Annotated in this window: 9 protein-coding genes and 2 pseudogenes; 6 read left to right on the forward strand and 5 right to left on the reverse strand. The window is 53.1% G+C overall.

Annotated elements, in window-relative coordinates:
• Positions 1–40: 40 nt before the first annotated feature.
• Positions 41–1,192: a sodium-dependent bicarbonate transport family permease gene (locus VB741_RS23355; RefSeq protein ID WP_323367627.1), complete on the reverse strand. Its 1,152-nt coding sequence runs from the start codon at positions 1,190–1,192 to the stop codon at positions 41–43.
• Between the two features lie 917 nt (positions 1,193–2,109).
• On the opposite strand from VB741_RS23355, the gene VB741_RS26520 reads away from it, so the two are divergent.
• Positions 2,110–2,214, forward strand: coding sequence for an IS4/Tn5 family transposase DNA-binding protein (locus VB741_RS26520; RefSeq protein ID WP_442786440.1), 105 nt, complete (start codon positions 2,110–2,112; stop codon positions 2,212–2,214).
• A 2-nt stretch (positions 2,215–2,216) separates the two neighbouring features.
• Here VB741_RS26520 and VB741_RS26525 read toward each other — a convergent pair.
• A pseudogene (locus VB741_RS26525) lies at positions 2,217–2,381 on the reverse strand (IS256 family transposase); the annotation flags it as partial.
• Positions 2,382–2,776: 395 nt separating this feature from the next.
• Positions 2,777–3,106, reverse strand: a pseudogene (locus tag VB741_RS23360) (DDE-type integrase/transposase/recombinase); the annotation flags it as partial.
• Positions 3,107–3,421: 315 nt separating this feature from the next.
• On the opposite strand from VB741_RS23360, the gene VB741_RS23365 reads away from it, so the two are divergent.
• From VB741_RS23365 to VB741_RS23380, 4 genes are all read left to right on the forward strand, one after another.
• The gene (locus tag VB741_RS23365) at positions 3,422–4,372 is read left to right on the forward strand and encodes a helix-turn-helix transcriptional regulator (RefSeq protein WP_323367628.1); all 951 of its coding nucleotides are present in this window, start codon (positions 3,422–3,424) and stop codon (positions 4,370–4,372) included.
• 314 nt (positions 4,373–4,686) lie between these two features.
• The gene (locus VB741_RS23370; RefSeq protein WP_323367629.1) at positions 4,687–7,173 is read left to right on the forward strand and encodes a TonB-dependent siderophore receptor; all 2,487 of its coding nucleotides are present in this window, start codon (positions 4,687–4,689) and stop codon (positions 7,171–7,173) included.
• 49 nt (positions 7,174–7,222) lie between these two features.
• Positions 7,223–8,194: an iron-siderophore ABC transporter substrate-binding protein gene (locus VB741_RS23375; protein WP_323367630.1), complete on the forward strand. Its 972-nt coding sequence runs from the start codon at positions 7,223–7,225 to the stop codon at positions 8,192–8,194.
• Between the two features lie 2 nt (positions 8,195–8,196).
• Positions 8,197–8,580: a DUF1636 domain-containing protein gene (locus VB741_RS23380; RefSeq protein WP_323367631.1), complete on the forward strand. Its 384-nt coding sequence runs from the start codon at positions 8,197–8,199 to the stop codon at positions 8,578–8,580.
• 223 nt (positions 8,581–8,803) lie between these two features.
• On the opposite strand, the gene VB741_RS23385 is transcribed toward VB741_RS23380, so the two are convergent.
• Positions 8,804–9,622, reverse strand: coding sequence for an ABC transporter ATP-binding protein (locus tag VB741_RS23385; RefSeq protein ID WP_323367632.1), 819 nt, complete (start codon positions 9,620–9,622; stop codon positions 8,804–8,806).
• Between the two features lie 221 nt (positions 9,623–9,843).
• Here VB741_RS23385 and VB741_RS23390 point away from each other — a divergent pair, with 221 nt between their 5' ends.
• Entirely contained in the window at positions 9,844–10,836 is a 993-nt protein-coding gene (locus VB741_RS23390) for a helix-turn-helix transcriptional regulator (protein ID WP_323367633.1), read from the forward strand.
• Between the two features lie 54 nt (positions 10,837–10,890).
• Here VB741_RS23390 and VB741_RS23395 read toward each other — a convergent pair whose 3' ends face one another.
• Positions 10,891–11,517, reverse strand: coding sequence for a Uma2 family endonuclease (locus tag VB741_RS23395; RefSeq protein WP_323367634.1), 627 nt, complete (start codon positions 11,515–11,517; stop codon positions 10,891–10,893).
• Positions 11,518–12,033: the final 516 nt, after the last annotated feature.

Genomic DNA, 12,033 nt, shown 5'->3' on the forward strand with positions numbered 1-12,033 from the left:
CTCCTTAAATTATGTACATTGAACTACTGACCCTGCCTGTTTAAGGGGTCGGTGGCAGACCGCCGATTGCTTGGGCGAGTCCGACAAAGAACGGGATACACACGCCAATCGCAATGGGCGTACCGACGGCTGTGGAGGCACCGATATAGGCAGAGGGATTGGCTGACGGGATACCGGCTCGCAACGTGGGCGGACCTGAGATGTCGGAACTGGAGGCGGCGATGACAGCTAGTATGACGACGCCACCCAGGCTGAATCCTGTAGTGTAGTGGGCAATCAGGCCAAGACCAAAGGCGAGCAGCCCATGCGCAAACGGTGCTATCACGCTATATACGACGTACCATTGGGCGACCTTACGCAGTTCACCAATTCTTGACCAAGCCTCCATCCCCATGACCAGCATCAAGATCGAAAGCAAGCCGCGAAAGGCTGGGTCGTAGAAGCCTTCGTAGACACTTTCCGGCCGGGTGAACAGTCCCAGCGCGAGACCTAGCAACATTGCCGACAGGGCAGACCCCCGGAGGCTTTCCTCGATAATTGGCCATATCTTGACTCGATTCTCTCCATCCCCTTGCTGCTGGCTGAGATACTCCTGGCGGTTGCTAGGATAACCTTTTTGATCGGGATAATCGCCAGCCGCAACAGGCTGCGCCATAGAACCAGCCGCAACAGGCTGTGCCATGGAGTAGGCGGCTTCTTTACGCTTCTTCTTGTTGAGGTAAATGTTAGCCACAACAATCGCCGCTACAAGCGCGGGGATATCCATGAAGGGATAGAGTGCGCCAGCCCATGCTTCGTATTGGATGTTTTGTTCTTCCAGTACTGTCAGACCGGCGGCCATGGTAGAACCACTCACGGCTCCAAACAAGCCCCCAGTTGCGATCGCATCGACGACTTTAACCTTTGGCAGCTTAGCCAATGTAAAGCGCGCGATGAAGACAACAAGAATCCCTACCATGATGGCAAAGATCATAGGCAACACCATCTCCGTCAGGCTGGAATTGCGGATCGCAATTCCACCGGTCAGCCCAATTTTCATGAGCAGCATAAAGACGATGATCGTACAAATCGACTCGGGAATAACCAATTCGCTCCCCAGGGCCGCAATGAGCATCCCACCAATCAAAAAGGCGAGTGTTGGGGACCGGAGCTGCATAACAAAGTCCGTTATAAACAGGGACAGAAAATCCATGTCGCAATTTCTCCTCAAACAGATATTAGGGGTCAGGATGGTAGGCAAGCAGTGCCTCGAATCCTAGGTGGTTGGTTCCACCCATTGAGGTGAGCAACGAGTTAACCCGCTACTCCACGACATCTGCATTTCGTTGCGTCCTGGAAGACAGGGTTTCGCTCCGGCGAGTGCAAATGAGCGCGTTAATCAGTGGTGATTCATGTTCAGGAATGAGTTGCGTTCGGTAGAAGGTGCTACCCACCTGGGATAAAGTGAGCGATTTTCTATCTTGCGCAGGCGAGTTACATGGTTAATAGACTTAAATCTATGCAACTAACTTTTCTCATGCAGTTAAGTCTATACTAAAAATCTGATGGGAATATCCATGTAGCAAAAATAACTTTCAAATTCTATTGATAAACTTTACTTATACTTCCTGTCTGAATCATGCTGAACAACTCGCCGCTAGCGTATTAACGTCACCAACATCAAGCTTGAACAGCTTTTGGTATCTCGGGTATCAACTTAAAGCGGGACGTTTTCCCAAGGATAGTATTCAGAAGTCAGGAATCAGGGCCTCACTGGCTTCTAGCTTCTGACCCCTGACTCTCCACTCAGCCAGGATTTCCCGGCTTAAATTGATATCCGGTATCTCAATCCGTGGCCTATTACCGAGACCATTGGCAACTCAAAAACGAATGCCAATGACTTCCCTCAATGACCTACAACGTCGCATCTTGACGCTGATGAACATGCCTGGAACCATTTATGACTTACCGGTCCAAACTTGATTCATTCCACACCTGACTTTTTCTACTAAGTTTTCAAACCTTTGCTAGACAGTTCATCTAGCACATCACCTCACCATCCTTAAAGTAAGTGTACCGATACCCAGAAAGCTACGGATGAGTACAGAGCATTGAGCAGAATTTTGGCACCTGTCGTTAGGAGATTGCCTTTTGAACCGTCGTGCCTTGAGTATCGGTCAAGCCCTAAGCGAAAAATTTGGCGAGGGACTATCGAGTGTGTTTGCCAGTGGTTAATGTCATGATTTTTTCGCCACAGATTTGCGGTCATGTTTGACATGGTCTTGTTCAATAACCAGAAAAAAGACAGTTAAACAGCTCGTTTCACTTGGGAAATCCCCGATTTCATCAGATTTAGTCCGAAACTTTCGAAATAAGCGCTTAATATGATTGGTCGTACGAATTTTTGGGAAAGCGTGATCCCAACTCCCAAAATCAGAGCACCCAAAGGAAAACGAACGTTGCAAAGCATATTTTTCATAGCTTGAATCGTCCTAAATCGTTAAGTTGTGAACAGCGGTAGGACTATCGAGACCGTGGCTTCAACGCCACTCAATTGCATCCTACCTACATTTCTAATACACGCAACTATGTCGCTTGGATTCATGCAAATGTACTGAGCAACTGTCCTTCTACATGGTCTGCGGCGTAAACCCATGCGGTCCAACGGGTGACGAGCGCCCCGACTCTAATGCCGTAGCGCCCCGTGAGCCGCTCCAGCAAAATAGCCTGAGCAGAAATTCCGGTTGCGTTGCAAAAAGATCATAAAGAGAGAAGATCCCTGTCGATCTCACTCTTGTTATGCAACCTTTCCAAAGATTTCGTTGATGCAAGAAATCTGTCCTATGATATCTTCTCTGTCTATCTCAGTGATCTGTCCTTTTCGAATCATGTTCATGGCCTCATATCCTTTAAGCGTAGGGCTAGCTGTGTTGAATGAGAAGAATCCTAGGCCTGGCTTGACTTTTCGTTTTACGAATCGGTGGTCCTGCACTACTGTAGTATTCAAGTATTTTATTTGTCTGGTTTCCGTCGCCTCAGGTCAGGCGTTGTCTTTCTTTAACTCCTCGATCGCAGGCGGATAAGCCGCATTCTGATCAACGGTGATGACTCTAGGGTCTACGGTGTGGGGTTCATTAAAGTCGTTACCGACGAGAGCGGCACCGTCCACATCGAAGGCTCCTACGCCAGCACCAAAGCCTCGGCGATTAGGCTTTACGGGGTCTAAAGGTACCGTACAGCCAAGGCCCGATACCCAATCCCTGACACCCAACCCCCAAAAATTATTGAGAATCATTGCCAATTGTATGTAAGATAATTTCATCCTCTCTAGCATCTAAATCCTTAGATGGTGGTTGTCGGGTGTCTGTCTGAGCACGTTTGCGAAATGGGCTTAGGCAGACACCTGTTTTTCCGTAATTCGACCGCTAGCTCGACTATGACCATGGCCCTCTCCCAAACCGACTATCGCACCTGGATGGATGAAGCAGCGGCCAGCTCTGGCACGGGCGACAGTACCGAATGGCGCTACTGCTATCCATCGGCCTTGGGGTGGGGACAGGAGTGCTCAGTTGCTCTGCGGGAAGGTCTTGAACTACTCATTTCTGACGTCTGTCTCAATGAGGATTTAGAGGTTGACCAGGGTGAGCGCCCCCACCCTCTGGAGTACACCTTCGAGCTATTGCACCGTCGGGACCAGTGCCAGCAGCGCTACAGTCTCTACGGCAGCGGGCTAGCCCCGACAGATCTCTGGGTGGTGCCGGGGCATCAGCGGATGGTGAGCGTGAATGTACACATTGACCCAGAACCATTTCAGCAGTGGCTCGGCGATGCCAGCCAAGATGCTCGCATATTGGATTTGCTGCGATCTCCAGAGCAACCCTACTTAGAGCGCTCAGGCACCCCCACCGCTGCCATGCAGATGGCCGTGCAGCAGATTTTGCGCTGCCCGTTCCAGGGGCTAACCCGGCGGCTCTATCTAGAGAGCAAAGTCTGGGAACTGATGGCGCTGCTGATCGACGACCTCAACACCAGCGGCAATGACGCTAAAACTCCGACCCTCAAACCCGACGATGTGGAGCGCATCCACTACGCCAGCAAGATTCTCCGCCGCCAGATTACCCATCCCCCAACGCTAATCGAGTTGGCGCGGGCTGTGGGCATTAATGACCACAAGCTCAAGGTGGGCTTTCGCCAGGTGTTTGGCACCACGGTGTTTGGCTACCTACACGAGCACCGCATGGAGCGATCGCACCAGCTGCTCGAAGCCGGCGAGCTCAGCGTTACCGCCGCTGCCGAGGCGGTGGGGTTTACCAGCCGGGGCCACTTCGCCGCCGCCTTTCGCCGCAAGTACGGGGTGAATCCGGGGGTTTATGCGAGGGGAAGGAGGGCGTAGGGGTGGATGGGTAGGCGGGCGGCTGGGTATCGGGTTCCGGCATCTCCTCCTGGGAGGGGCAGGGATGGGTTATCCGGGTTTGCGGTTTGCGGTAAGCCTAGTACCGTACACCCTGCACCGTATACCTAACACCTTGCCCCTTCCACCCTATTTCCTTCAAAAACTCCCAGATCTGATCGCAAAAACTCCGCCCAGGGATCATTCTTCGCTTTAGCGACTCTCACAAACCTGTATCTTGTTGAGAAGTATTCTTGATTGCCCCAGGATCCTACTCCGCTTAGGGCCATGTTCTCAACGATTTAACAGGTGGTGTGATGGTGGTTAGATTGCAGGGGTTAGTGTTGCTGGTCGGGTGGCTGGCGTTGTTGCCATTAGCGGCTCAGGCGGAAACCGTACTGTCTTTAGAGAACGTAGCGCTACCCAGCGACCGGGCGGCGGATCTAGATTTAGCCCAGGCCGCGACGCAGATTACCGGCGTGCAGGTAGAGCCCGACGGCGAGGGGCTACGCCTGGTGCTAGATGCCGACGGGGCGTTAGGGGAACCGATTACCGAAATCACAGGCAACGCCCTGATTGTCGAAATTCCCAACGCGGTGCTGGCGCTGCCAGAAGGAGGGAGCTTCGAGCAATTTAGCCCCACCGAGGGCATTGCCCTGGTGAGTGTGACCAATGAACCGGGTAACCAAGTGCGGGTGACGATCACCGGCAACGATGGGCCACCCGCAGTAGATGTTAGCGCCGGGACGGCTGGCCTGGTGCTGGGTATTGCGCCCGGCCTGGGGTTGGCCTCTGGAGACGATGACGCGATCAGACTTGGGGTTACAGGGGAAGGTGATGAGGGCTACGCGCCGCGCGATTCAAGTACAGCGACTCGGACTGATACCCCCCTGCGGGATATTCCTCAGTCGATTCAGGTGATTCCTCAAGCGGTGATTGAAGATCGCGATGCGACAGAGTTGGACGATGCCTTAGAAACGGCAGCTTCAGTAGTGTCTAACGGCGGGCGTGGACTGAGTTTTTTTGGCCCTGGCTTTTTAATTCGCGGTTTTGAAAATCGGGGCGGCATTTTTCGCGATGGGGTCGAGGCGTTTTCGCTGGGGGCGCTGAGCACTAACGACATTGAGCGAGTCGAGGTGCTGCGAGGGCCAGCCTCGGTGCTGTTTGGCCAGGGCGAGCCGGGCGGCATCATCAACCTGGTGCCCAAGCGCCCGCTAGGCGAGCCGCTCTATGACGTTTCGGCCAATGTCGATAGCTTTGGCAGCTACGAAGGAACGGTTGACCTGTCGGGGCCACTGACGAGCGATCGCGCCCTGCGCTACCGCTTGAATGTGTCCTATGAGAATATTGATAGCTTTCGTGATTTTGTAGATGGCAACCGCCTGCTGATTTCACCGATTATTACCTGGGATATTGGACCCAATACCTCGCTGGATGTGTATGGGCAGTACACTAGCGATCGTGAAACCATTGACCAAGGTTTAGTGGTGGGTGCCGATGGCATTATTGACTTGCCGCGTGAACGTTTTCTAGGCGAGGATTTTGGCGAATTTTCCCAAGACCAATTTAATGTCGGCTATCGCCTTAACCACGATGTAAACAGCACCCTCACCCTACGCCATGCTCTGCAATACCAGCAATATTCTCCCCAACGGTATGCTCCCCTGTTTGACTCGCTAGATGAAACGACCGGTGAACTAGAACGTTTAGCCTACTTTGCGGGTGGTCACTATCAGCGCTTTTTTACCAATGCCGAGGCGGTTGGTCGGTTCAACACCGGCTCACTGAGCCATGAGGTTTTGTTTGGCGTCGAGTATCGCAACACCTTAGAGCAGCCCGAGTTTCAATTTAACAATCTCTACACCCCAATCAATATTTTTAATCCAATTTATACCGACATTCCCTACGCGATAGAGCCTGAGTTCTTTAGGGATGACACGATTAGAACCTGGGGCATTTATTTACAAGACCAGGTCGAGATTTTACCTAATCTAAAGCTGTTGGCCGGGATACGCTATGACACCGCCGATCAGTTTCGCACCACCCAGGATATTGGCCAGCCCCGCGCCGAATTTAGCCAGACAGACAGCGCTTTTTCTCCTCGGGTTGGCATTGTCTATGAACCGATTGAGCCTCTGTCGCTCTATGCGTCGTACAACACCTCCTTTCAGCCCTCCTCTGCTGGCAGCCGCAATGCCGATGACTCTACTTTTGATCCAGAGCGGGGCCGACAGTTTGAGATCGGGGCCAAAGGCGACATTACCGAGAACCTGAGCTTTACCCTAGCTCTATTTGATATTCGCCGTCAGAATGTGCAGACTACTGACCCCAACGACCCGCTGTTTACGGTGCAAACCGGCGAAGTAGCCAGCCGGGGCTTTGAACTGGGTCTAGGCGGCGAAATTTTGCCGGGGTGGAACCTCACCGCCAACTACACCGCGCTGGATGCCTTTGTCAGCCAAGACAACACTATTCCAGTGGGCAATCGCCTGGCCAATGTGCCCGACAATCAGTTCAGTCTGTGGAGCACTTACGAAATTCAAGAAGGTAGTTTAGAGGGTCTCGGATTTGGTCTGGGGCTCTACTATGTCAGTCAGCGAGCGGGCAATTCTGACAACAGCTTTACCCTACCCAGCTATTTCCGCACTGATGCAGCGCTGTTTTACCGCCGCAACAACTGGCGGGCACAGCTTAATGTTGAAAACCTATTTGATACCCGATATTTCACCTCGTCAGATCAGTTTTTGGAGGTGATCCCAGGGGCACCGTTGGCGGTATCGGCCAGGGTGGGAGTCGAGTTTTAGGAGGATAAACAAATTGCATTCACGGCGATTAAGAAATTGGTTTATTTGGGTGGGATTATGGCTCCTGCCCCTGGGGCTGGCGGTGGCTTGTCAGCGCTCGCCTCAACCGGAAGCTTTAGCCACAGCAGATTGCATGGCGGTGGAGCATATCGCTGGAACAGCCTGTGTGCCCAATGAGATTCAGCGGATGGTAACGCTAGATGGGGTGACGTTTGAATATGCCATCGCAGCTGGTCTATCCCCCATTGCTACCGCTGGCCAGGGTCTGATGGATCATATGGCGGAGCAATTAGCCGGGGTTGAAAATGTCAGCCAGACGGGAGAGCCCAACCTGGAGCAGGTGCTTGCCCTCAGTCCCGATTTAATTGTGGGGCTGGACAGTAACCAGGTCGCCTATGCCCAGGCAACTCAGATTGCGCCGACCGTTTTGTTTAAGTTTGAACACAGCGGCCAGTGGAAAACATCGTTCCAACAGTTCGCTGAGGCTTTGGGCCAGGCAGATGTAGCCCAGCAGACGATGGCTAATTACGATGCTCGGACGGCGGATTTTAGGGCACGAATGGGCATTGGCAAAGTCTCTCCAAAAGAGAATCGTCCGAACGATCTTCAAGTATCCGTAGTGCGCATTTATCCTGAAACCATCAATCTCTACCTGCGCGATTCGTTTGTGGGCACCGTGCTGCAAGATGCGGGGTTATCGCGCCCGACAGCTCAGAATATTGGCGCAGATGAGGCCGCTGCCCTTTTTGGTAACCCCATTCAAACTAGTATCAGTCGGGAGTTACTAAACCAGGCGGAGGGCGACGTTATTTTTCTCTGGACCGGCGAGAACACCGCCGAGTTGGCCGAGACAGCTCAACAAAAACTTGAGTCACTCCAGCAAGATCCCCTCTGGCAGCAGCTTAAGGCAGTGCAGACAGGGCGAGTGTATCGGGTGCCCAGCTACTGGATCGGCAGCGGCCCGATCGCTGCCAACGCCATCCTTGACGACTTGTTTAAATACCTGGTGAAGGACTCGTAGCCATGTCAGACCAGCTAATTGTGTGCAAAAGCTGCGGCTTTTCTGCCAGTGAAGAGAAGCGCAATGGTGAAACCGGCGGTGCCCATCTGTTGAAACTTCTGGAAGCGCTTTACGAACAGTGGCCCCGTAGGAATGAATTGGAGATCGCAACCACCGGGTGCCTGTGCATTTGTGAAAGGCCCTGCGCCATTGCCTACGTCGGCACCGGCAAACCCACCTATCTCTTCGCCGACCTCGACCCCACCACCTGCGCCGCCGACCTGCTTACCGCCGCCGAACTCTACCTCGACAGCAAAGACGGCATGGTGCCCTGCTTCAAGCTACCGGATGAGCTTCAGTCTCATAGAACGGCGCGAATTCCGCCTGCTCCATTTGGGCAGGGATAGCCGCGAGATCATTAAAGCCTTCAAGGCATTAGGCTTTGGGTAACGGTCTCTTAACTCAGGGAGATTGCGCGCGATCGCTTCACGCCCTGATCCGTAAGGAGATCAACCCAGCTAGGCCAGGGCCAGGGAGAAAAACTGGGCACAGGCCATCACCGGAGAGTCTAATGCACCATTCAGGGAGTATTAGACTCTCCGCAAGTACTTTCTAGCTGTCGAACTCATGTTAATAAAACTGATGCTCGATGGTTTGGCTAATAGGCAGGCACAGCGGCGTGTTAGACACAGGGTCGGTGATGATGCGATTCTTCAAGGCAAACACTTGCTCCACCATGTCTTCTGTAACCACCTCCGCTGGTTTGCCCTGGGCTAAAATCGTCCCATTGCGCAGGGCAATTAGGTGGTGGCTGTAGCGACAGGCCATATTCAAGTCGTGGAGCACCATCACAATGGTGCAATTCCCCTGGCGGTTGAGCTGATAGAGCAGGTCCAGTACTTCAATCTGGTGAGCCAGATCCAGATAGGTGGTGGGCTCATCGAGCAGCAGGGTTTCGGTATCCTGAGCCAGGGCCATGGCGATCCAGGCTCGCTGGCGCTGGCCACCGGAGAGAGTGTCGAGGGGGCGGTTGGCAAACTCGTGCAGGTGGGTAGTGGCGATCGCCTCCTCCACCTTTAGCTCATCCTCCTTTGACCACTGCTGCAACCAGCTCTGGTGGGGGTAGCGGCCCTGGGCCACCAGCTCGCGCACGGTTAGCCCCTCGGGGGCAGCGGGGGCTTGGGGCAAAATGCCCAGGCGTTTAGCGAGATCTTTGGTGGGCAGATGGGCGATCGCATCTCCATCCAGATACACCGTGCCGCCCTGGGGCTTGAGCAGCCGCGCCAGGCCCCGCAGCAGGGTTGACTTACCGCAGCCATTTGGCCCCACCAAGGTGGTAATTTTCCCCTGGGGAATCGCCAAATCGAGTCCCTGAATAATTATGTTGCCGTCGTAGGCCAGGGTGAGCTTGCGGGTGGTGAGGGCGATCGAGGTGGCGACATCCAGCATGGTTGATAGGAGCAAATGCTAATAAGGCTAAGAGCTATTGTAGGGGATTGGGCGGATCAAGCGTCGAGCTGGGAGCAGGGTATTCAGGTGTACGGTTCACGACAAAAGTGACCTGTGAACCGTACACTATGAACCGCGCACCGATACTCTGCTCCCAATTACCTAGTGTAGTGATAGCATTAGTGACAATAAATCGCAATAAATGTTATCGCCTTTCCATCATGACTCTGACTCTCACTTCTGGAGATTGGGATGACCTGCGTTGGCAGGAGGTTGTCACCTGCCCTAAAAACCTGGTGCTGGAAAATTTTGAGAGCCTAACGGGAGTGCCAGAATCCATCGGGTGCGGCTACTGCCGGGATGTAGAGCTGTCCCCTGGGGTGGAGCTGAGCTTTTCAGAAAGCCAGTATCACCAGGATGTGAGACTAGCCGCCCCGGCCCATGACCACCCGATTCAAATCTCGGTTTTTCTGTCGGGGTATATAGATTGCGATATTCATCCCACGCTGGGCGGCGATCTCAGCTATTTTTCGGGCAGCGGTGTTTCACCCGCCTATGGGGAAATACAGTCGGGCGGACAGCCGCTGACCTGCCTTAACCTTGAAATTGACCCAGCGGTCATGAGGTCGTTTTTGGCTGACGACCACGGTCAGTCCGAAGGCCTTCAGCAGCTGTTTAGGGGGGAAGACTGGAAAGCGTCGTTTTACCCCAAGGTGACGCCTGCGGTGCGATCGCTAGTTCATCAGATGTGGCATGCGCCCTATCGAGGCGTTGTCAAGCGGTTGTACCTTCAGGCCAAGGTGTTTGAGCTGCTGGCGCTGCACTTGGATCTAATATCAGACTCTGCCAGCCAACCTCAATCTGGCAGTGGGTTAAAGCCCGACACTGTGGCTCGTTTGCACTATGCCAAAGAGATTTTGGCAAACCAGCTAGAAAACCCGCCGCTACTGTCAGAGCTGGCGCAGATGGTGGGGGTGAGCGATCGCACTCTCCAGCGCGGCTTTAAATCTCTATTTCACACCACCGTGGTGGGTTATCTAAAGCAGCAGCGACTTTACCAAGCCGAGCGATTGCTGCGCCAGGGCCACTGCACCGTTGCTGATGTGGCTACGCGGGTGGGCTATGGGCATTTGGGGCGCTTTGCCGCTGAGTTTAAGCAGCAGTTTGGCATTACGCCGAAGGCCTGTTTGGTAGGGAAGCGGGGGGATGGGTAGGCGGGTAGATGGATAGGTGGGTAGATGGATAGGTGGTTCCCAGGACTCGATGCGTTACCGCCCAGCTCCTAGTAGAGCCGCTGCGGTTAGGATTAAGTTAGGGAAGACAGAGGAAACAATTGGCTGGTCGCCACGAAGAAGTTGCCTGTCATAGCGACCGTCTTTGTCCAAGACACAGACCGTTAACGTCGGTTGCTTGGGGCGACCGATGAAAAATTCACCGCCTAGCCCTTGATAATCGGCAATCCAATATTCTGGAATGCCGAGTAGGGCATAGTCTTCAAGTTTGCGAGCATAGTCGTTTTGCCAGTTGCTGCTGACGACCTCGGCCACAAACTTGACGGTGCTACCCAGGGTCACAATGGGTTGACTGGCCCACAGCGGTTCTTGAGCTAAAGCGGCTCTGTCTAACACAATGACATCGGGACGAAACCCCGTGCCGCTGGCGAGCGACTTAATCAGGCAACGATGGGGAATAAAATAATCTAGACCCTGCTGCACAATCTCATAATTAAGCCAGCGGGCAATAGCCGCAGCAACTTCCTCATGGGGGCCAGTCGGTTCCAAGTCAAATAGCTCTCCATCAATTAATTCATAGCGATCGTCGTCGCCATACTGGGCCAGAAAATCCTCAAACCCGATTGGGAAGGATTGGGTTAATCGGTCGGTTGCAAGTGCCATTGGTTAACCGGATTGCCTAAGGCAACTGTATGAGATAGATAAACTGAATGCTCTGCCTAATTTTATCTCAACCGCTAGAGGCAAGTCAGATAGGTAACGGTTTCCCATTGGTTGAGGTACATATTGGCTGAGTTCTAGATCCTCCCAGTTTCTGGCTGTCTAGGTTCTGCTCTTGTACCCACCTGATTTAAGGAGGACATGAAAACCCTTGGGGTGCATTTCACCCGAGTGAAATCTGTTATGGATGCAAAGGATGGTTTGAACGTTTGTTCGTACGGCTTATATATTGCTTTGCAAAGCATAAGCATTTTTTTAGATGGCTTAGGCGCTGCAAAGGAGGGCTGAAGCATAGCAAAGGAAGCAGTAAACGTTGCAGAGGAAGCCTTACACTCATGGTTCGCTGAAAAAAGGCAAAAGAATAGAAAATAGAAAACCGGTAGAATGTCTCTCCAAGGAGAAGATCAATGGCGCAACTGATAGGAAACGAACGAGTCGATGATATCCCGTTGCTCCTGC

The organism is Leptothoe sp. PORK10 BA2, assembly GCF_034932105.1.
Taxonomy (GTDB): Bacteria; Cyanobacteriota; Cyanobacteriia; order Phormidesmidales; family Phormidesmidaceae; genus Leptothoe.